At 36.6% G+C, this 22760-nt stretch carries 17 protein-coding genes; 7 read left to right on the top strand and 10 right to left on the bottom strand.

The window, feature by feature from the left end; all coding sequences use genetic code 11:
- Window positions 1-48 precede the first annotated feature (48 nt).
- Window positions 49-1374 (bottom strand): OmpA family protein, encoded by a 1326-nt coding sequence (locus tag CJF12_RS08025; protein ID WP_034685483.1) that lies wholly within the window; start codon window positions 1372-1374, stop codon window positions 49-51.
- 118 nt (window positions 1375-1492) lie between these two features.
- Complete coding sequence (gene proS, locus CJF12_RS08020) at window positions 1493-2968, bottom strand: proline--tRNA ligase (protein WP_034685481.1); 1476 nt, start codon at window positions 2966-2968, stop codon at window positions 1493-1495.
- 177 nt (window positions 2969-3145) lie between these two features.
- Here proS and CJF12_RS08015 point away from each other — a divergent pair, with 177 nt between their 5' ends.
- Window positions 3146-4216, top strand: a complete 1071-nt coding sequence (locus CJF12_RS08015) for a prolyl-tRNA synthetase (RefSeq protein WP_095591096.1) — start codon at window positions 3146-3148, stop codon at window positions 4214-4216.
- 29 nt (window positions 4217-4245) lie between these two features.
- Complete coding sequence (locus tag CJF12_RS08010; protein WP_034685476.1) at window positions 4246-5670, top strand: OmpP1/FadL family transporter; 1425 nt, start codon at window positions 4246-4248, stop codon at window positions 5668-5670.
- A 71-nt stretch (window positions 5671-5741) separates the two neighbouring features.
- On the opposite strand, the gene CJF12_RS08005 is transcribed toward CJF12_RS08010, so the two are convergent.
- The 4 genes from CJF12_RS08005 to CJF12_RS07990 form a co-directional block, all read right to left on the bottom strand.
- Entirely contained in the window at window positions 5742-7394 is a 1653-nt protein-coding gene (locus CJF12_RS08005) for a RagB/SusD family nutrient uptake outer membrane protein (RefSeq protein ID WP_034685526.1), read from the bottom strand.
- Between the two features lie 13 nt (window positions 7395-7407).
- Complete coding sequence (locus CJF12_RS08000; RefSeq protein WP_034685474.1) at window positions 7408-10152, bottom strand: SusC/RagA family TonB-linked outer membrane protein; 2745 nt, start codon at window positions 10150-10152, stop codon at window positions 7408-7410.
- Window positions 10153-10343: 191 nt separating this feature from the next.
- Window positions 10344-11054 (bottom strand): ZIP family metal transporter, encoded by a 711-nt coding sequence (locus CJF12_RS07995; protein WP_034685524.1) that lies wholly within the window; start codon window positions 11052-11054, stop codon window positions 10344-10346.
- A complete protein-coding gene (locus CJF12_RS07990) occupies window positions 11054-11782 on the bottom strand; it encodes a class I SAM-dependent DNA methyltransferase (protein WP_034685471.1) in 729 nt (242 codons plus the stop codon). Before CJF12_RS07990 ends, CJF12_RS07995 begins: the two co-directional genes overlap by 1 nt.
- 135 nt (window positions 11783-11917) lie before the next feature.
- On the opposite strand from CJF12_RS07990, the gene CJF12_RS07985 reads away from it, so the two are divergent.
- A complete protein-coding gene (locus CJF12_RS07985) occupies window positions 11918-13081 on the top strand; it encodes a THUMP domain-containing class I SAM-dependent RNA methyltransferase (protein WP_034685469.1) in 1164 nt (387 codons plus the stop codon).
- 39 nt (window positions 13082-13120) lie between these two features.
- On the opposite strand, the gene CJF12_RS07980 is transcribed toward CJF12_RS07985, so the two are convergent.
- The gene (locus CJF12_RS07980) at window positions 13121-13894 is read right to left on the bottom strand and encodes a nuclear transport factor 2 family protein (protein WP_034685467.1); all 774 of its coding nucleotides are present in this window, start codon (window positions 13892-13894) and stop codon (window positions 13121-13123) included.
- Window positions 13895-14025: 131 nt separating this feature from the next.
- On the opposite strand from CJF12_RS07980, the gene CJF12_RS07975 reads away from it, so the two are divergent.
- The 3 genes from CJF12_RS07975 to CJF12_RS07965 all read left to right on the top strand — a co-directional run bounded on the left by CJF12_RS07975 (window position 14026) and on the right by CJF12_RS07965 (window position 17236).
- Window positions 14026-14415 carry a hypothetical protein gene (locus CJF12_RS07975; protein ID WP_034685465.1) on the top strand — a complete coding sequence of 130 codons (390 nt, stop codon included), beginning with the start codon at window positions 14026-14028 and terminating at the stop codon, window positions 14413-14415.
- 198 nt (window positions 14416-14613) lie between these two features.
- A complete protein-coding gene (locus CJF12_RS07970) occupies window positions 14614-16041 on the top strand; it encodes an endo-beta-N-acetylglucosaminidase H (RefSeq protein WP_034685463.1) in 1428 nt (475 codons plus the stop codon).
- Window positions 16042-16231: 190 nt separating this feature from the next.
- Entirely contained in the window at window positions 16232-17236 is a 1005-nt protein-coding gene (locus CJF12_RS07965) for a glycosyltransferase (protein WP_034685461.1), read from the top strand.
- Between the two features lie 40 nt (window positions 17237-17276).
- On the opposite strand, the gene CJF12_RS07960 is transcribed toward CJF12_RS07965, so the two are convergent.
- Entirely contained in the window at window positions 17277-18503 is a 1227-nt protein-coding gene (locus CJF12_RS07960; protein WP_034685460.1) for an aminotransferase class I/II-fold pyridoxal phosphate-dependent enzyme, read from the bottom strand.
- 146 nt (window positions 18504-18649) lie between these two features.
- Between CJF12_RS07960 and CJF12_RS07955 the strand changes: the two genes are divergently transcribed.
- Complete coding sequence (locus CJF12_RS07955; RefSeq protein WP_034685459.1) at window positions 18650-19108, top strand: Lrp/AsnC family transcriptional regulator; 459 nt, start codon at window positions 18650-18652, stop codon at window positions 19106-19108.
- A 43-nt stretch (window positions 19109-19151) separates the two neighbouring features.
- Here the strand turns inward: CJF12_RS07955 and CJF12_RS07950 are convergent, their stop codons facing one another.
- Window positions 19152-20174 carry a bestrophin family protein gene (locus CJF12_RS07950; RefSeq protein WP_034685457.1) on the bottom strand — a complete coding sequence of 341 codons (1023 nt, stop codon included), beginning with the start codon at window positions 20172-20174 and terminating at the stop codon, window positions 19152-19154.
- A 449-nt stretch (window positions 20175-20623) separates the two neighbouring features.
- On the bottom strand, window positions 20624-22696 hold the full coding sequence (locus CJF12_RS07945) for an alpha-ketoacid dehydrogenase subunit alpha/beta (protein WP_034685456.1): 2073 nt from the start codon (window positions 22694-22696) through the stop codon (window positions 20624-20626).
- Between the last annotated feature and the right edge of the window lie 64 nt (window positions 22697-22760).

Here is a 22760-nt window from a genome sequence, read left to right as displayed (position 1 = left end):
AAAAAATCCCGAAAAAACTTTCGGGATTTTTATATATATGTCTTAAGATTATTTTGCAAATCTTATAGACATTTTTCTGTCAATAGCTCTTTCAGCATCAGAAGCTTTTGCATCTACGGTTGCGAATTTACTTCCATATCCATCTGCACCTAAAACCTGGCTACCAAGATTTTGTTTTGTCAACCAGTCTTTGATGAAGTTAGCTCTTGCTGTAGATAATTTTACATTAGAAGCTTCGTTTCCTACTTTGTCAGTATATCCTCCAATTTTAATTTTTGCATCCGGATATGCTTTTAAAATAGCTACTAAATTTTCAAGCTGTCCTTGAGAACCAGCTTCCAATTCGGTAGAACTTCCCATTTTAAAGTTCACGTGGTCAAAATCATACCATGTAGTCTTTAATGCTTCGTCATCTGCTGCATTTTTATAACCATCAGATTTTAGGAAAGCAATCATCTTGTCTTCCATTCCTCCTTTGTATCCTTTAAGGGTTGTACCGTTTAGATCAATGTTTTCATCTACTTTCGCTGAAGAAGACATTGTTCCTGATGTATCAGCCGGTGTAACCGCTGTAGCGGTATCCGTATGCGATCCTGTAGAATCTGCAGCGACTGTTGTCGTTGTCGTTTCTTTTTTCTCACATTGCTTCCATAGGAAATAGGCTGCAGCAATTAATAATAAAAGTGGAAGTAACCATTTCCAGATTGAACCACCACCTTGATTATTGTTATTGTTGAATTGTTCTTTTATTTCTCTTGCTCCTTCTGAAACACTTTCTTTAGCAGTAGCAACACCTTCAGCGATATTGTCTTTGGCGGTAGACGAAACTGAAGAAACAGTTTCTTTAGCTTGACCAAACCAGTTTTCTGCTCCTAGGCCAAAAGAGGCTAAAGAAAGTCCTGCTGGTAATAAACCTGAAACGATACCTTTCTGATCATTTAATAATCCGGAGATTCCCGATTTATCTAAATTGTTATCAGCAGCATATTTACCAATAGATCCTACGGTTGCTCCGGTTACTAAATTCAGCAAAGAGCTCGAAGAATTATTGCTAATTCCCGAAAAAGTAGCGATCGAATTTACTAATCCACTTAATTTGTCACCAAAAATTGAGGACAATAAGCCGGAAATTACAGAGTTGTTAGAAGAGCCACCTATTAAATTACTTAAAATTCCACTAGATGAAGCGCTAGTAATAGCATCTAAAACTCCAGGATTGTTAGCGTTATTAGCCAATCCTCCAACAACTGCAGGTAATAACCCACTAATTGCTTTTGAAATACCAGACTCACTTTCTCCTAACTGCGAAGCAGTCTGAGAAACTAATGCGGGACCTAATTGTCCTTTAATTAAATCGATAACATTTAAAGACATAATAAATATTTTTTAAATTAATGTTGATATAAATTTAAACAAAAATCTGTCCAAATGTCATTTTTTTTAAATATTTATTTAAAATCCAATGTTTTTTTTACAAATCATTGAAAAGAAATTAGTACGCTTTGGCGAATAAAACCCGTCTTTTTGAAGGTTTTCCGGAAACAAGAGAAACCCCTTCTTCTGTATCATCATCCAATGGAATACATCTGATAGTTGCCTTTGTTTCTTCTTTTATTTGCTCTTCTTCCTCGGCAGTACCATCCCAATGTGCATAGATGAAACCTCCTTTTTCTTCCAACACTTTTTTAAACTCTTCATAAGTATCCACTTTTGTCATATTTTCCTTTCTGAAGCTTAAGGCTTTAGTATAAAGGTCCTTCTGAATCGTTTTCAATAATTCATCGATATAGGAATCTAAACCTTCAAGAGAATGAGTTTCTTTAGTCAGGTTATCTCTTCTTGCGATCTCAACTGATTTATTTTCCAAATCTTTTGGCCCGATAGCAATTCTTACAGGAACTCCTTTTAGTTCATATTCTGCAAACTTCCATCCCGGCTTATTTTGAGTGTCATTGTCGAATTTCACGGAAATTCCTTTAGCTCTTAATTTGGTCTGGATATCCATAGCGACTTCGCTGATTTGGTTTAACTGCTCTTCTCCTTTAAAGATAGGAACGATTACTACCTGAATCGGAGCCAAAGTAGGAGGAAGTACCAATCCGAAATCATCAGAATGGGTCATAATCAAAGCTCCCATCAAGCGGGTAGAAGTTCCCCAAGAAGTAGCCCATGCATGTTCTATTTTTCCTTCTTTATTGGTGAATTTAACGTCAAAAGCTTTCGCGAAATTCTGTCCTAAGTAATGGGAAGTTCCTGCCTGAAGAGCTTTTCCGTCTTGCATTAATGCTTCAATACAATAAGTTTCATCGGCACCGGCAAATCTTTCGGATGGGGTTTTAAGTCCCTGAACTACTGGCATAGCCATAAAGTTTTCTGCAAAGTCTGCATATACTTTGTTCATTTTCTCAGCTTCTTCTATTGCTTCATCTTTAGTGGCGTGAGCAGTATGCCCTTCCTGCCATAAGAATTCAGAAGTTCTTAAGAATAAACGGGTTCTCATTTCCCAACGTACAACATTAGCCCATTGGTTGATCAGGATAGGTAAATCTCTATAGGATTGAATCCAGCTTTTATATGTATTCCAGATAATCGCTTCTGATGTAGGACGAACAATCAGCTCTTCTTCCAGCTTCGCGTCTGGATCTACAATCAGCTTGTGTGGATTATCAGGGTCAGTTTTTAATCTGTAATGGGTAACAACGGCACATTCTTTTGCAAAACCTTCTGCATTTTTTTCCTCAGCCTCGAATAAACTTTTGGGTATAAATAGCGGGAAATAAGCGTTAACGTGACCGGTCTCCTTGAACTTTCTGTCCATTTCATCACGCATTTTTTCCCAGATTGCGTATCCATATGGTTTAATAACCATGCTCCCTCGCACTCCTGAATTTTCAGCTAAATCTGCTTTTACAACCAGTTCATTATACCATTTGCTGTAATCTTCGCTTCTTGAGGTTAATTTTGCCATTATCTTTTAAAATTTTTTTAACTTTTTAACATTATTGTTATCTAAAAATAAAAATCTATTTTTGATAGATTTTATTACCGGTGCTTTGGTACATTTTTGGTACACTTTGCAAATATAATTTAAATTAAAAATTTTTACGTTATCATGAAAAAAAATATACATAAAAATTTATTTGTTATGCTAAAATCCAAAGGCGTTTTAGCAATAGCAGGTGGATTACTACTGATGTCTTGCGGTGCTCAAATGGGAGGGTATAGTGAGACGGATGGGGTATACTATGACCCCAATAGAGATACACTGCCAGAAGGGGTGATCATCAACAATGGCGGAAACAGAGTAGGCGATTATTATGACTACTATCAGGATTCAAATGTAATCCAGAATGCAGAAACGAATGTAAGAGACCAGAATAACAGATATAGCTCTTGGGGTGGAGATTCGTGGAATAACAATGCTACGGATTCAGACTGGGGCAATTTTGCCGGATCTCAAACCAACTACTATGATAATTCATGGGGTTGGGGATCTCCTTGGGGCTGGGGCGGAGGCTTTGGACCTTGGGGTTGGAACGGAGGCTGGGGAATGGGACTCGGCTGGGGTGGCTCTTGGGGCTGGGGCGGAGGCTTTGGACATTGGGGCTGGAACGGAGGCTGGGGAATGGGACTTGGCTGGGGATCTCCTTGGGGCTGGGGCGGAGGCTTTGGACCTTGGGGTTGGAACGGAGGCTGGGGAATGGGACTTGGCTGGGGCGGAGGCTACTGGGGTAATGGATATTACAACAGACCTGCCTACAGAAGAAGTGGAGCTGACGGAAGACTCGGATATGGCTTGGTAGGCAACGGAGCTCGTTATAATGGAAGTAATGGATCAGTTTACCGAAACAATATTAACAATTCAGGGTTTAGAAATAACAATAACTCTGGCTTCAGAAACAATAATAACTCAGGATTTAGAAACAATAACAATTCAGGGTTCAGAAACGGAGCTGTAAATAATTCAGGATTCAGAAATAACAATGGTGGCTTCAGAAATAATAATTCTGGCTTCCGTAATCCGAATATGCAGAATCAACCAAGACCTAATTATGACAGCCAACCAAGAGGAGGTTTCAGATCGAATGATAGTGGTGGCTTCAGATCAGGTGGGTTCAATTCTGGAGGAGGTGGTTTCCGTGGAGGATCTTCCGGTGGAGGCGGTGGCTTCAGATCCGGAGGTGGCGGAGGCGGCTTCAGATCAGGTGGTAGATAATTTTCAAATAATAACTATTTAAAAAAATAATGTTAAAAAAATCTTTAGTAATCGTGAGTGTTTCTGTGGCATATTTTGCACAGGCTCAGAATATTTCTACGATCAGAAATTCTATTGATGTTTATTCTAATTCTCCTATGATAGGGTCGTCAAAGTTTAATGCAATGGCGGGTGCTAACGGAGCATTAGGAGGGGATGCTACTTCATTGATGACTAACCCAGCAGGTCTGGGTGTCGCAATTACAGGAGACGCTTCAGCAACTTTATTTCTTACCAATAATAAGAATACCAGTTCTGTTGCTGGTGCTTCAACCAGATATAATATAGACAAGTTTACCCTGGGGAATGCCGGTGGTGTAGCAACCATTCAACTGATGACCGAGAGTGCATGGAAGTTTATTAATATCGGAGCTAACCTCTCCATGCAATCTTTAGAGGATTATGTAGAAAGCCCGGGGAATTCTAATATAATTATTCCTAAAAGCTTGGTAGATAGTAACGGGAATGCAGTTATAGGAAATATGTCATATCGTGGGCATGCTTATAACAGATATGGGAATCAGACTAGATTCAATCTCGGGGTTGGAGCTAACTATAATAACTCTTTATACATAGGGGCAAGCATCAATATGCACTATGCTGAGATTGATCAGTATGACAGTGCCTTATTAGGATTGAACCTGGATAATTCTGTTAATACGTTTGATAAACAATACACTCCTTTCTCTGAGAAATCAAATGGTTTTTCAGCTACAATAGGGGTTATCGGAAAGCTAAGCAATCAATTCAGATTGGGAGCATCTATTGAAACACCAACCTGGTGGAATATAGATAGAGCTTTCCGTGAATATTCTTTACAGGATGATGGTGTTTATTATAACAATTATGTTGAAGGCAGAAATTTCAGATCTCCGATGAAAGCTACTGTAAGTGGTGCTTTCGTTCCTAATAAGAATTTTGCCATCAATGTTGATTATACGTTAGGGGTAACCAAGCCTAAGTATACTGTACAGGGAAATGCTGAAAGAGAACTGAACGGTTTCTTTGATGATAATTATAAAAACCTATCAGAAGTAAGAGTGGGGGCTGAATACAGAATTAAAGCATTTAGATTAAGAGGAGGATATTCATATAGTTCAAATCCTTTCAATGCAATGACTATCAGCTCGTATTCCAATGCCGGAGTTGCTGGAGATAATAATTACAGTAATCTTATTTTGGGACAAAGAAATACCATTGGAGCTGGTGTTGGTTATGATTTTGGAAATTTCTATGTAGATGCTGCTTACCAGAATGTGAGTTCCAAATATAACAATCCTTTCCTGAGAGGAAGTGCTGACGATGGATCAGGTTACTATTCAGGGGACTTTGATGTAAATACACCTACTTCCGTTGTTTCGAGTGTGAAAAACAACAGAGATAACTTCTTCCTTACATTTGGCTGGAAATTTTAATTTCCAGATTGTGTAATGAGTGATTAAATTGATGCTCCGAATTGAAAAATTCGGAGCTTATTTTTTTATAATCAATCCGGGTTTTGAACCAGATTAGGCTGGATTTGTATTTGTTGTTCCGGAATGTATTCTATAATTCTATTATTTGTATAAGGTACTGTATAGAATGGGTTATTTCCACTTAAATGAGAACCGGGATATTCCCTGTTCAGGTTTAGTTTATTTCTGAAAATGTCATATTTTCTTTGTGCTTCAAAAGCCAATTCAAGTCTTCTTTCATCCAGAACTATCTCTAAAGCATTTTGTCCTGCGGGAACGGAGGTATATGCTGGGATTCCGGCTCTTGTTCTGATGGTATTAACATCAGCCATTGCAGAATTGGTATTCCCTTTTTTTGCAAGTGCTTCTGCCCGGTTCAGGTATATTTCCCCTAATCTTATGACTACTGGTGACCATAGCTGGGCAACACCTTCCTGTAATGAGCATTTTAGAATGTAAAACTTAGGATATCCGTTTCTTTTATCCATGTCATGATCTAAAGTGACATAGGTTTTACTACCACCTGAATTATTAAAATAATAATTCGTTTTGTTAGGTAGTACCTCAGAATATATCTGATAGTTGATATTATTCATGGTAAAATAAGTATTACCGCCTTGTTGAAACGTTTTCTGAAAGCTATAATTATAAGTTACCCCTCCGGAAGCATTGGTTCCCTGTTGTACCCAATAAGCAACCGATGTTTGCGGGGTGCTATATTTGGGTGAAATAAATTTTGACCTTGCATCCTGAGGATTTTTGTTGATAAGATCTAAATAGGAAGAAGATGCATACATCTCACCCCAACCAACATTCTGAATATTGGCATACATAGAGCCTATGGTGTACCAGCCATCACTGTAATCACCATCCCGATTATACTTGAATGCAAAAATCGTTTCTCTATTCGTTTCCGGAGTTTTAGTGGCATAGGATGGAAGCTCGGCATTGGATAAGAGTGAATACTTTCCAGAGCTGATAACTTTGTCTGCATACTCAATGGCCTTATCATTATTTTCCATATATAGATATACACGGGAAAGTAATGCCTGAGCAGCTTCTTTGGAGGCGTACGTATTATTTTTATCAAGGGTCATAAGTTGCTCCGCTTTTTTCAGATCACTGACCACCTGATCATAAATTGCTCCAACAGTAGCTCTGCCGGGCAATTCATTCACATCATCAGTGATTTTTAACGGAACTCCTAGATTTCCGGCTCCTTGATTGTAAGGCTTACCAAATACATTGACTAAAGAGAAGTATACATACGCTCTCAGGAAGTAATTCTCGCCGATCAACTGGTCTATATTGACGTCTTTTCCTTCGGAGGTTTTGGAGATTACCCTGTTACATCCTATGATCGCTTTATAGCCGGCATTCCAAATCGTATTAGAGCGCCCGTTGTTTTTAATGCTTCTGTAATTGTAGTAATAGAAAAACTCATCTGATGTTGTTCCGCTGATGTTGATATTGTCTCCGCCATATTCACCTACCCTGTAAAGATTATTGAAAAATCCGCCACCACTGGCATCGCCTTTTAGTAAAGCATAATTGCCAAGGGTTATTGTTTGTAGCCCTGTCGGGTCTGTGAGTATTTCATCAGACTCTTTAGAGTCGTAAGGTGAACGATCTATATTGCATGAAATGAATGTAAGTGCAATGAATGATAAAAGTATTTTTTTCATAATAATGTCCATTTTAAAAAGAGAAGTTAAAGCCTAGTGAAAATCTTTTTGGAATAGGATAAATCGCTCCGGCTCTACCGGAATATGCGGTTTGGCTATCTGCAGGTCCTACTTCCGGATCAATGCCGGAGAACCGGGTAATTGTAAATAAATTTTCACCCATAATATAAATACTCGCTGAATTAACACCTATCTTTTCTGTTAAACCTTCCGGAAAATTATATCCTATTCTGAGAGATCTCAATTTAACATAGCTTGCGTCTTCCAGATAACGGGAAGATGGTCTGTTGGTTAAACTATTATTGTTAAATGTTGCTACCGGATGTGTAGCAATATCTCCGGGTTTTTCCCATCTGTTCCAACCGTCTTTTAATACCATTTGATTGTAATAAGGATAGGCACCATCTGAATCAAACAATTCTCTGTAGGAGTTGTAAATCTGTCCTCCCTGTGAAAAATAAAGATTAGCGTTAAGATAGAAATTTTTTATAGTGAGGTTGGTCGTAAAAGATCCGTAATAATCCGGAGTAGCTGCTCCTACGATTTGTAATGATGCCTGGTTATAATTGGATGTCAGGCTTCTGCTTCCATCAGCGTTAATGACTTCCCACTGACCTGCACCGTTATCAGGATTTACACCCATCCACTTTCTCATATAGAAAGAAGTAACGTCATTTCCGGCTATTGCTACCTGATTGTTGGATAACAACTGCGTGCTGTTATTTCTGGTTGAAAGAACTCTGTTCTTATAAGTACTGATATTGAATCCTAAATCCCAGCTAACAGCTTCTGATCTGAGGATGGTATAATTCAAATTGAATTCCCATCCTTCGTTCTTTACATCTCCTACATTCAGATATTGTCTGTCAACACCTGTAAGCGAAGGCAAAGTAACCAAGACCAATAAATCTTTGGTTTTATTATTAAAATAATCAACATTCAGGGTCAATCTATTATTAAATGCCCTGATATCTGTACCGATATTATTCTGATAAATAGATTCCCAGGTTAAATTCGGATTCCCCAGCTGGTTCCATGTGGCGCCTATTTGTCCGTTGTATGTCTGGGTTAGAGCATACAGGTCCTGCCATCCGTAGTTGGGGCTCGGTGTGTTTCCTACCAAACCTCTGCTGGCTCTTAATTTCCATTCATCAATTTGTTTTACATGAAAGAATTTTTCTTTCTGAACGTTCCATCCTATACTATAAGAGTAAAATAAGCCGTTTCTTTGGCTGGTACCAAATGCAGAAGAGGATTCGCTTCTTAAAGATCCCTGAACGAAGTATTTTTTATCATATACATATTCAGCGTTGAAGAGAAATGCGTTGTAGGCTCTGTCGTATTTTGTTCCTGATGGTTTACGTCCTGTTGTAGCTCCGGTATCAAAGATATCTGTTCCAGGAACGACACCATATACGCCAGCCCGTGAAATTTTGTAGAACCTGTCGGAGTATTCATAGGCAGCAAGTGCATTGACATTATGAACTCCAAAGTCTTTATCAAATCTCAGCATTTGGTTAAAGAATTTACTGATGTCCTTTACATAAGATTCCGATAATTCACCTTTATTGCTATCTCCTGATGCTGATCTGGGATCTACATAGGACATGTCATCGTAATTTTTATAGGTGACATTATTTGTTGTAACAAATTTTAAATAATCGGTCAGCTTAATTTCTGCATCAAGATTTCCAATCAAGTCCAGTTGATTGCTCCTTCCATAGTTCCATTGTAAATCATGCAGATAGTTGGAGTTATCCCTTCCATACCAGGTTCCATTATAATTATTAGGATTGATAAGGTTTCCGTTAGCATCTCTTGGATTATCCCAGGGCATATTCAGATACATTTGGTAAAGAGAGCCTTGTCTGTCTTTTCCTGTCGTATAAGAAAGACTCACCTTTGGCTTTAGAGTTAGCCAGGGCTTTACCTTTTGTTCGTGATTGATTCTGAAAGATAATCTATTGAAATCATAGCTCTTTACAGTTCCGGTTTCATTATAATAGTTACCGGATATATAAGTCTTTGAATTTTGGGAACCTCCTCTAAAGTCTATAGTATAGTTTTGTACAACACCTGTCTGTGTACCATCTTCTAGCCAGTTGTATCCATTGTTTCTAAGTTCCTTTGGTATGGCCGGGGCATTTTTTAATGACGTGAAATAGTCATACAATTGTGTGCCGTCCATCAGTTTGAAACGACCGTTATTAAAGGTATTAAAAGAATTATTCATAGAGACACTCAGGGTTCCTTTTCCGGAGTTTCCTGATTTTGTGAATACCTGTACAATGCCATTGGCTCCTCTGGATCCATATAACGCCGTTGAGGTAGCGTCTTTTAGTATGTTAATGCTTTCAATCTGATTAGGGTCTAAATTAGGTGTTCCTGTCATCATGACTCCATCTACTACCCATAAGGCCTGGCTGGGACCATTGATGGTAGAGGTTCCTCTGATTTTTACGGTGGCTGAAGATCCGGGTGCTCCTCCTCCCAGAGTAACTTGAGCTCCTGCGGCTTTCCCTTGAAGCAAGGTTGAGACATCGGAAGTACTGGCATCCTTTAGTTTTTTATCAGAGATAATTGAAACTGCTGCTGTGAGGCTGGATCTTTTTTGAGTTTTGTATCCCACGATTACGACATCTTCGATGTCTTTTTCTCTTAGGGAATCTGTTTTTTTTTGTGTTTGGGCAGATGCTAATCCGGACATTAGGAAAAAGCATACTCCTAGCTTTCTAAGATTTTTGTCTTTAATTTTCATATATGATTTCGGTTACTCCAAGATACAAAAAATCACCATATCTGTGCGATGTGGTGGTAAAATATGTTAAATTTTTAAATTTAATTTAAATAATAAGGAGAAATAAGGTATTGACTATAATGTGAAAACAATGAGATGTTAAAGTATATCGACTTTATTTTGGAGTATTACTAATGTCTGTTGTAGAAATCCTAATGGGTATGAGAATGAAACAGATGCATGAAAAGTGCGAGTGAAACTCCCACAATTACCAATCCTATTTTAGTCCAGTCAATATTGTGGTTTTTATTGCTTTCAAAAATAATAACCGAGGAAATGTGTAGGAAAATTCCTCCAACAACAGCAAGGAAATAAGGCTGTAAATCCGGATTAAAATAATTTCCCAATAGCATTCCTAGAGGGGAAGCCAGCGCAAATAATGCGATAATCAGAAAAGTAGGATATGGCGATGTACTTTTACCTTCTTTTCTGTTGAACAGAAATGCACCTAAAATGAACGAAATCGGAATATTGTGAAAGACAATTCCTAAAAGATATGGAGATAGCACTACCTTTTCATTAGCTAGGGGAATTCCTTCAATAAAAGCATGAACAAATAAGCCTACCATTAAAGCAACAGGAATAATGTTATGCTCATTATGATGATGAAAATGACCATGTTCAAACCCTTTGGTGAGAGCCTCTAAAATCATTTGCAATAAAACTCCCAGAATAACGAAGATGCCAATGCTCGCACTTTTTTCGGAAGTATATACCTGTGGAAAAACCTCATTCAAACAAATGGTGATCAGAAAGCCGGCACTTAGAATCAGTAAGTTTTTTGCAAGCTTTTCTTTTTTTCCAAAATGTTTGCCCAGGAATACACCGGCAATTACGCTAAGAATCAGTAAAAGAACTATGATCATATTTTTTTCTTAAATAAGTTGATGCAGCGAGGAGAAGTTTCTTTTTCAAAATCATTCAGCTGGTAATCACCCCATATTTTTATTCTTTCAAACCCACATTCTGAAGCATATGAATTAATTTCTTCCAGGGTATGAAGTTTCACTTTTTCAAAAAAGTGATAGGATTTTCCTTTGGCTTCGAATTGAATATCTTTGATGACATGTCTCCCTTCAATTTTTTTATTGATTTTAAAATCAATATCACCCCGTTTGATAATAGATTCGGCAACCATGTTTTTTCTTACATATTCTTCATTGAGATAATCCAAAACAAAATATCCTCCAGGTTTTAAGGCAGAATAAACCGAGTGAAAAACTTTTTTATCATCACTTTCCTTGTCAAAATAACCAAAGCTGGTAAATAAATTGAAAACCGCATCCATAGGATCAGCATCAATAGGGTTTCTCATGTCATGAACATCAAATAGAAGAGTCTGATTTTCAAATTGCTTGTCAAATTCTATACTCTGTCTTGAAAGATCAAGCCCCAGAACGTCATATCCCAGTTTATTAAGAAATACTGAGTGTCTTCCCTTCCCGCAAGCCAAATCAATAATCTTGGAAGAAGGAGGCAGTTCAAGACTCGCTGTGAGTTTTGTAATGAAGTTTTCTGCTTCCGTATAGTCTCTGTTACTATAAAGCAAATGATAATAAGGTGTATCAAACCAAGATTCAAACCATTCCATAATGCAAAAATAACTAAATTTGTGCGGTAAAAGGAAAAGTATTTTAATATTGAAAGATTAAAAGATTCAATTAATTAGAATAATAAACCGCTAATCTTTTAATTTTTAAATTATTAAATTTTTTAATGACAACTTATGGATACGGAAAATATAAAAATTCAGATAAAGACGTTCTTCGGGCTTGAACAGGTTTTAGCAGAAGAAATTAAAAAGCTGGGAGGCAGGAATGTTGAGGTTAAAAACCGTGCAGTGAATTGTGAAGGGGATTTAGGCTTCCTTTATAAGATTAATTATTCTGCAAGAACAGCTTTGAAAATTTTAGTACCTGTTTTTGAGTTTAAAGCTTTTAATCAACACCAGTTTTATGACAAGCTATATAAAATGGAGTGGGAGCAATACATGGATGTTGATCAGTCATTTGCTATTGATGCAACAGTAAACTCTGAGACATTTAAACATTCCCAATTTGTTACATTGAAAATGAAAGATGCTATTGTAGATTATTTTCAGGAGAAGTTTAAAAGACGTCCTAATGTGGAGCCTAAAAGTCCGGATATTAAATTCCACTTGCATATCGACAGAGAGCTGGTAACCATTTCTTTGGATTCTTCAGGTGACCCTTTATTTAAAAGAGGATACAGAAAAGAGCAGGGAGAAGCTCCGATTAATGAGGTTCTGGCAAGCGGAATGCTTCAGCTGGCAGGATGGGATGGAAAAGGAAATTTCCTTGATCCAATGTGTGGTTCAGGAACACTTTTAATAGAAGCAGCCATGATCGCTATGGATCTTCCGGCACAGCTTTACAGAAAGAGATTTGCTTTTCAAAACTGGAATAATTATGATGCAGACTTGTTTAACAAAATCAAAGAATTTAGAGTAAACAGAATTAAAGAGTTTCAAGGGAAAATCGTAGGGTATGATATTGACGGAAGAATGCTGAATGCAGCAAGCGTGAATATTGAAGCAGCAGAGATGGAAGATGTTATTGAAGTGAAAAGACAAAACTTCTTTGATTCTAAAAAAGAACTTTTCCCATTGTTGATGGTCTTCAATCCTCCTTATGATGAAAGGATTTCGATCAATGACGATGATTTTTATAAGAAAATAGGGGATACCTTTAAAACGAATTATCCTAATACATTGGCCTGGTTGATTTCTTCAGACCTTGAAGCGGTTAAGAAAATAGGTCTTCGCCCATCGAGAAAGATTAAACTTTTCAATGGAAAACTAGAGACGAGATTCCTGCAATATGAGATGTATGAAGGAACGAAGAAAGTTCATAAGCTCGAAAATCAATAAGATATTCAAAAAAGGCCTTCCGATTGGAAGGTCTTTTTATTATTCTATAGCCTGGTTTTCTTCAATCAGGTTACCGTTTTCATACACTTTCATTTTTGTAACCTTATTTTTCTCTTTTATAAACTCAAAAACCAGGTCTTTTTCTTTCATGAAAAATTTATTTTGGGTTTCCGGGTAGATGATCATTGTTTTTCCTCCGGCAACTAGATGTAAGACAGAATCTTTAGGTTCAATGGTGATCACTCCGTTTTTTATACTATTGTATTTTCCATGGTAGATTTTTGTACTACCGGGATTTAGCTTTATTTCTTTTCTTTCGTTAAGGTAGGGTGCAGGGCCGTGGTCATAGCTTAAAACTCTTGACATTTTCCATTCTCCGTTTTCCAATGTCCAAAGATCTGTGAATTTAGCCAAGCCATCACGAAATTCTTTTTTGCCTGTTTCATTGATATAAAAGTAATGATCACCAGAAATGATCAGGCCATACAGTTTGTTGTCTTTTTTCATAGGAAAAACCCGCACGGTTGTGTCAATTGCTTCTCGTCTCAGTCGGAAATTTTCATTACCACATAAATTTTTCTGAAAGGTAATTTTTAAGTCAGAACCTCCTTTTGTTATTCCTCCTTTATCGTGATAAAATTCAACATCATTAGGAATAAAGCGCATCATTTCGTTAACATTGCATTTGTTATAAGCAACCCAGAACAGGCTGTCACTTTTAACTCCTTCCTTTATTAGGGCATCATTGTTTTGAGCAGAAATAATCATGAATGAAGAAAGTAAAATAAATAATGTGAAGGTGTATTTTTTCATGGGTAGATATCGAATGATTTCAATCACGAATATGAGGATATTTAATGAGAAAAATTATTTATTTTAGAGGAAGCCCTCTGTTGGAAAAATTCTTAGTTTTGTGAGATTCAAAATCATTTAAAATTTGATCTATGTTCTGGAATTTTCTTGATGTGCTAGATTGGGTGTTTGATATACTTGATTTATTTTCCGGTAATTCATCATACAATAAGGATGAATCACGGAAAATGAAAAAAAGAAAGTATTTTGCTGAAAGAATTAGCTTGCTTTTATTGGCAGTTGCTTCAATTTTTCTGTGGACTGTCTTAAAAGACCCCTTACCTGTTCAACATGCTTTTCAAACTGTAATGATTACCGTATTAATAGGCGTGTTTATTTCATCAGCGTGTTGCTTTGCCCTATATATCCTAGATTTATTTTATTTCAAAAGTTTCTTTTCTATGTTGTTGTTTTGTATCGCGCTGATTACATTTTTTACAGCTATCGTTTTATGGATATATTTTAAATCCGGATTGTTTTAATTGTTATAAATATTAATAATCAAGTATATTTTATATTAGATTATTGATGATTTCGAATGGATTTTGAATATTTATTTTGATATTAATTATTTTGGTCTTGTGTTTTTGACAAAATAGTAGTCGTTTTTGATGATTTATTATTAATTATTTATTAAGTCTTGTTTTACATTCGTAACAAACAATTAAAATGATTTACTTATGAAAAAAATTAGCTTAATATCTTTACTTATTTTATTCATCGGTGCTTTTAGTATTATTTCGTGTAATTCTGATAGCCTGGATGATGCTGCAACTCCAAAAGACGTTGCACTAGGCTCCGGAAATAGTACGGCAAGCAAAGTTGCCGCTTTCGGAAAAAATCCACTTTCTGTAATGTATGTTGAAGTAAATAACAACGACATCAGAGAAGTAGGACAATACAAGCTTGCAGATGGGAGGCAGCTTTTTGATGTTGCCATTATTTTTGCTGCAAACATCAATTATAATACCTCTACGCAGAAAGCTTATTTATATTTTAACACACAGGTTACCAATGTGCTTAGTAATAAGAATACCTATATCAAACCTTTGCAGGACAAAGGGATCAAAGTGATGTTATCTATTCTAGGCAATCATCAGGGAGCCGGATTTGCTAATTTTCCTAATCAGGCTGCTGCTCAGGCTTTTGCTCAGGAATTAGCCGATGCGGTGAATACCTATGGTTTGGATGGTATCGACTTCGATGATGAGTATGCGAACTATGGTGCTAACGGAACTTCGCAACCTAATGCGTCTTCATTTGTGTATCTTGTGACGGCTTTAAGAGAATTACTGCCTGATAAGATTATTTCCTTTTACAATATTGGTCCTTCTGCCAATAATCTTTCTTACAATGGAGTAACGGTGGGATCGAAAGTGGATTATGCCTGGAATCCATATTACAGTACTTATTCAGCACCTAATATTCCGGGGCTTGACAATGCCCATAAAGGAGCTGCAGCAGTGAATGTAAATCCTTCAACCTCTACCTATACTAATGTTGCTACAGCTACAAGCTATGCACAGAGAACCAAAAATGATGGCTATGGAGTTTATCTGTATTACGATTTAGGTGCTACGAATATAGCTTCCTATTTTTCCGGACCTTCGAATGTGCTTTACGGACAAAGTACAGTATATGGAAATACAACAGTTCCCGATACAGGAATTGTATCCGGTGCAACTTACCAGTTGGTTTCTGCAGCGAACGGAACAAGTGTATTGGATGTTTTAAATGCAGGTACATCTGATGGAACCAAAGTTCAGCTTTGGGCATCTAATGGTAATACTGCACAAAAATGGAAGATTACTGACGTAGGAGGTGGTTATTATAAACTACAGCCGTTAAATGCTCCGGCTAAGTCTTTAGATGTATCTAATTCAGGTACAGCCAATGGAACACAGGTTCAGATCTATACGGACAATAATACCAATGCCCAAAAATGGAAGATAACACCTATCGGGAATGATTATTATACATTGTCTCCGGCGCATGCTTTGGGTTTTAATCTGGATGTCAATAACGGTTCTGCAACGAACGGAACAAAAATCCAGATCTGGACTGCCAATACAGGTAATGCTCAAAAATGGAAGCTGGTAAAACTATAATTTCTTTACTATCAAATAAAAAAGAACAAATTTCAAGTTGAAGTTTGTTCTTTTTTTATAGGCCTTTATGGAGAAACTAATAAATCTATCGCTTGCTGAGCTAATGTATTTGTGGTGTTAATTTAGGTGAATACCTGTTAAACTGTTTGTGAATTCTTTTATGAATGGTTAATTTTGAAAAATTTTCAATTTGAAACCTACAATATCCATAGTCGTTGCTATTTTTAATCGGAAAGATGAGCTTTTCGAGCTTTTAACCTCGTTAGCTCAGCAAACGGATAAAGAATTTGAAATTATTATAGTAGATGATGGCTCTTTGATCGATCTTAAACCTACCATAAAAAACTTTGATGAGTTCTTAAATATTAAATATTTCAGAAAAGATAATTCGGGACCTGGTTTAACAAGAAATTATGGAGCAAAAAGAGTGGAAAATGAATGGCTTGTTTTTGTAGATAGTGATGTTATTGTAGAGGATAATTATATTGAGAATATCAAAAAGGATATTGTAGAAATACCTTGTGATGCTTTCGGTGGCGCGGATAAAGCCCATAAAGGTTTTAATCTGATGCAGAAAGCGATTTCATATTCCATGACTTCGGTATTTACGACAGGAGGGATTAGGGGGAATAAAAAAGCCGTGTCAAAATTTCAGCCAAGAAGCTTTAATATGGGGGTTAAAAAAGAAGTGTTTGATAAAGTAGGCGGTTTTTCGGAAATGAGAATAGGAGAGGACCCGGATTTATCTATGACGCTTTGGGAGCATGGTTTTACGACTGCTTTTTTTGATGATATTGCTGTTTATCATAAGCGAAGAGTGGATTTTGGTAAATTTTCGAAACAGGTATTTCAGTTTGGCTGTGCGAGACCTATTCTTAATCAACGACACCCTAATTATGTGAAAATCTCTTTTGCGTTTCCAACACTATTCTTATTGGGATATGTGATGGGATTTTTAGAATATTTTGTAATGGGGAGAGGGATTATTCTTGCCTTTTACGGTCTGTACACGTTTTTAGTGTTTTTTCACGCTTTGCTAGTGACTAAAAATATCAGTATTGCGGGAATGGCAGTGATTTCCACATATATCCAAATGTTTTCTTATGGGTATGGATTTCTCAAATCCTGGGTTCTGCTGAATATATTCAGAATGAAACCTGAAGATGCATTCCCGAAACATTTTCACAAAAAATAAATGCTGTTGAATCTCAACAACATTTATAACAATAATATAATTAGTATGTGGATACGTTTTCATGATTGAGAACGCCTGTTTTTTGCATGCATTCTTTCATTTTCTGGTAAGTTCTTTCAATGTCATGGTCCAAACCGATAGAAAATCTGATAAGTCCATCGGAAATTCCCATGGTTATACGCTCTTCTTCAGGGATTTCAGATGAGGTAGAACTGCCCGAACATGAAAATAGTGTTTTATAGAACCCAAGACTTACAGCCAGGTATCCAAGATTTTTCTGTTGCATCATTTCCATCAGCTCGTTTGCTTTTTCCGTAGTTCCTGCGTCTAAAGTCATCAATCCGCCAAATCCATATTCTTCATGCATCATACTTTTCATAAGCTCATGATTTTTATGGGAAGGCAATCCCGGATAAGAAACTTTCAGCCCATCTTGCTCAAATCTTTCTGCAAGATATAAGGCATTATAGCTGTGTTGTTTCATACGGATATGAAGCGTTCTTAAATTTTTCAGGATGCTGGAAGAGCGCATGCTGTCCATAGTAGGACCCAGAAGCATGCAGGCACCGGTGTTGACATTCTTGGTATCATCAATGAATTCTTGTGTTCCGCAATAAACACCACCTACCGTATCGCTGCTTCCGTTAATGAATTTTGTTAAGCTGTGAATAACGATATCCGCTCCCAACAATGTTGGTGAAATGGATAACGGGGAAAATGTATTGTCTACAATCAGCTTGAGATTATGTTTTTTACAGATCTCTGAAAGTTTTCTTAAATCTGCCACTTCCAATAAAGGATTACTCACACTCTCACAATAGATTACTTTGGTATTGGGCTGTATTGAGCTTTCAATAGCTTCAAAATTGTTGATATCCAAGAAAGTTGTTTCAATATTAAAAGGAGGAAGAAAATTCTTCAGAAAGGCATAGGTTCCACCATAAATGGTTCTGCTGGAAATAATGTGGTCACCACTTTTGCAAACCTGCAAAAGAACCGAGGTGATGGCACCCATTCCTGAAGCTGTTACATTGGCAGCCTCTGTATTCTCCAGTTTTGCAAGGGCTTGTGCTAAATATAAATTCATGGGAGAAGAATGCCTTGAATATAAATAGCATCCTTCAGCATTTCCTTCAAAAGTGTCAAACATTGTTTTGGCTGAAAGAAATGTGTAAGTAGAGCTGTCTGAAATAGAAGGGTTTACTCCTCCAAATTCTCCAAAATATTGCAAATCTTGTATTTCGTTTGCTGCGTTGAAATCTTTCATATCTTTTTGTTTTTAAATTTGAACTATTTCAAGTTTTATTACAACGAATTATTTGTATATTAGAATATAAATCTAATATTTTATTATATTATAGAAAATATGTTTATTATATTTGAATACTGTAAACGTTTGCCAAAAAATAATCTATGAGCTTTGATGAAATTGATAAAAAACTGCTGTTGTTTTTGCAGGAAGATGCTAAACAAACCACCAAAGAATTATCTTATAAGCTTGGCTTATCAGTTACGGCTGTGTATGAACGAATCCGGAAACTGGAAAATACGGGAGTTATTTCAAAATATGTAGCTTTATTGAATAAGCAAAAGATTGCAAAAGATTTTATGGTACTGTGCCATGTAAAGTTAACCCAGCATAAAAAGGAATATGTTCTGCAATTTGAAAGAGAGGTCATGAATTTACATGAAGTCACCGAGTGCTTTCATGTAAGTGGTGATTATGATTATATCTTGAAAATATGCGTTAAAGACATTGCAGACTACCGGAACTTTATGCTGACGAAACTGACAACGTTAGAACATATTGCAAGTACCCATAGTTCTTTTATGATTTCTGAGGTTAAAAATACCACTTCTATAACTATTTAAGGGAAGCTTTAGATAGTAGTTATTTTGAATTGCTTAAGCTTTACTAAACGAGAACTCCGTTCTTTGAAGCAATAGGATCAGGAAGATTTTCTTCGCCCACCATTTGCAATAAATCAATTTCAATAGTCCGGCAGATAGAAAGCATGGGGATATCAAACATGAGTCCGCCAAAAGGATTTTCAGAATAATCTCCAACCAATTCCATAACAATATAAATCCATCCGATGACCACACAGAAAGGAATACTTGTCCATATTCCCCAGTCTCCCAACTTGGCAAATTCATTGACCAAACCCAATGGAAGAAGCATGATTAAAATAACGTTAAAGACAAATGCTGTACTGGCAAATTGTCTTGGTGACGGGAATTTTTTAATTCTTTCTGCCTGTCCCTGATAGTCATAAAATTGATTCAGACAGCTTTGTAACTGCATTTGGTTGAAATCAGATATAATTTTATCGTTTTTTAATTCATTGATTTCTTTTGCCTGTTTCGAAATTAGATAAGTAGCAAAGTTCTTATAGTCTGATTGTAGCGTAAATTCTTCCGTTGAAAGGTATTTATGTAAAAAGATAGGAGTTCTTCCATAATCAGGAAATCCAGCTTTTATAAGTCGGTGTCTCTTTATATTAATCGCACCAAAATGTTTTTTCAAACTGATGTGTTCCCATTCGGTAGGAATTAACAGTTGTTCACGGAATGCGTATAGCCATGCAATGTGGCGGTAGGTAATGATTTTTCTTCTTTCTTCAAGGTTCGTACTATCTCCATTTTCTGTATCGAAAGCGTACAACATAGCTGTAAAGGAACGACTGGAGTTAACAATTCCACCCCATATTTTACGGGCTTCCCATAATCTGTCGTAAGCCTGGTTGTTTTTAAAGCCAACATAGAAAGCCTCAGCGGTTCCAATTAATGCGAGAGGGACCCACGGAATGATCATCCATTGCCAATTGAAGAAATAATAAATGGCAGCTACCAATGAACACCAAGCAGTAAGCCATATAAGGTGCGCACCAGCAAGATTGAATATTTGTTTATAATTAAAATACTTGGTTGTGATCATAGAAAATGGATGTGTCTTATGGGTGTGTCTTAAGCAAAAAAAATACCAAGTTATAATGGGATATCATGGTATTAATTTCATCATTATGATAAAGAAATTGTTATGGTTTAAGTATTCTTTGCAATTGAGTGAATAAACTTGATAAATGTTTATTAAAATTAGTAAAAAAAATGAATAAAAAAACCTCTAATAAATTTAGAGGTTATATTTTGAGTGTATTTAAAATAATAAAGAACTTTTTGTTTTTATTGCAGATTATCAGATTGTATATTTTTTCATGCAAGGATGAATAATAGCTCTTCATACTTAGGTAAACAAAGAATTCCTTCGTTAGATGAGAACTTTTCTATGTTTAGATTCTTCATTTCGCATTCGCTTCATTCTGAATGACAAATTCTTGTTAATTTACAATTTAGCAAATCAACGATTTTACGATTTAGCCTTAATCCTTAATATTGAAGCATTTCCTCTATTTTTCTGGAAAGCTTCTCTGCATTAGGGAGCATTTCTTTTTCTAAAACGAGGTTGATCGGTACAGCAGGGGTATTTAAGGCTCCCATTGTTTCTACCGGTGCATCAAGGTGTTTGAAGCAATTTTTAGAAATCCTGTGTGCAAAAGATTCTGCAAATGAGTTATTAATTTGTTCTTCTGTTAAGACAATGCATTTACCATGGGCTTTTACCCTTTCGAAAACAAGTTCTTCGTCTAATGGAATCAGGGTTCTTAAATCAATTACTTCAACTCTTCCGTTGAAGTTTTTAACAGCCTCTTTAGCCCAATAAACACCCATTCCATAGGTTACAATGACTAATGTTCTTCCTTTAGATGTTTCGTCTTTATCGGCTTCAATAATTACTTTGCCCTTTCCAAACGGTAGAATATAATCTTCTGCCGGTTCAATTGTTTTTGCATCTTCCGTTCCCGGAACTTTACTCCAGTATAAACCTTTATGTTCAAGCATAATAACCGGATTAGGATCATAATAAGCTGCTTTGAGTAATCCTTTAAAGTCGGCAGCATTACTAGGATATGCTATTTTTATTCCTTTGATATTGGCGAGGATACTTTCAACACTGCCACTGTGGTAAGGTCCGCCACCGCCGTAAGCCCCGATTGGAACTCGGATGATATTACTTACCGGGAACTTGCCATTACTTAAATAGTTTGATTTTGAAATTTCAGTAATTAACTGATTGATTCCAGGGTAAATATAATCTGCAAATTGGACTTCAACTATAGGCTTTAATCCAACAGCGCTCATTCCTGCAGTAGAGCCAATGATATAGGCTTCCTGGATGGCTGTATTGAAAACTCTTTTACTTCCGAATTTTTTACCCAATGTAACCGTTTCTCGGAAAACTCCACCAATTCTTTCTCCAACATCCTGTCCGTAAAGCAGTGCTTCTGGATGTTTCCACATGAGTTCCTGTATAGCATGAATAGCCGCGTCTACCATTACAATCTTTTCTCCTCCCGCAGGTTCACGTACTCCTGTTTCTTCTGTAATGGGAGTAGGAGCAAAAATATGTTGCATTACCGTTTCCGGTTTTGGGTCTTCGGCATTTTTAGCTTTTTCGAAAGCTTCTTCTGCTTCCAGTCTGGTCTTTTTTGTAATCTGCTTTAAAAGATCTTCATCAACACCAGTTTCAAGGAGCTGTTTTCTAAGGATTTCTCCCGGATCTTTAGCTCTGTGTTTTTCTAAATCTTCATCGTCTCTATAGAATTCTCTTCTTACTCCGGAAGTGTGGTGTCCGATAAGTACTGTTTTTGCGCAGACTACCAAAGGTTTTCTTTCTGTTCGTACGAAGTCTACGGCTTTCTTCATTACTTCAAAACTTTCAGCAAAGTCTGTTCCGTCTACTCTCATTCTGCTTAGACCTGTAAAGCCTGCTACAAAATCATAAGCATCACATGTTCTGGCTTCTTCTTTGGTTACCGAAATACCCCATTCGTTATCCTGTATCAGGAATATAATAGGAAGCTGGTGTAGAGCAGCAAATTGTAGCGCTTCACTGACTTCACCTTCCGTTACTGAATTATCTCCAAGGCTGCATACAACCACGGGGTTGTTTTCAAAATTCTGTAAGTCAAAATCCTGAATATATTTAATCCCTTGTGCTACTCCGGTTGTAGGAATAGTCTGCATTCCTGTTGCGGAACTTTGGTGGATAATTTTAGGCATGTTTTCATCCCTGCTTGAAGGATGGGAGTAATAGGATCTACCTCCTGAAAAAGGATCATCAGCTTTAGCCAGTAGCTGTAACATTAATTGATAAGGTTCAAAACCGATACCAAGCAGAATACTTTCATCCCTGTAATAAGGTGAAACCCAGTCTTCTTTCTTTAGCTGATAAGCGGTTGCCAGTTGAATGGCTTCATGACCTCTTGAAGTACTATGAACATATTTACAAACATTTCTATTTTCTTCGTAGATGTCTGCCATGGCTTTAGCAAGCATCATATGGGTATAAGCCTTAAGTAAAATATCCTGAGAAACCTTTTCGTGAAGTGTATTTTCCATAGGAAGCAAATATACATAAAAAAACAAAATACTAACAATCGTTAGTATTTTGTAATCGCTATTT

The sequence above is a fragment of the Chryseobacterium piperi genome, from assembly GCF_002285635.2.
Lineage (GTDB): Bacteria > Bacteroidota > Bacteroidia > Flavobacteriales > Weeksellaceae > Chryseobacterium > Chryseobacterium piperi.
This window is presented reverse-complemented; position numbering and strand designations above follow the sequence as displayed.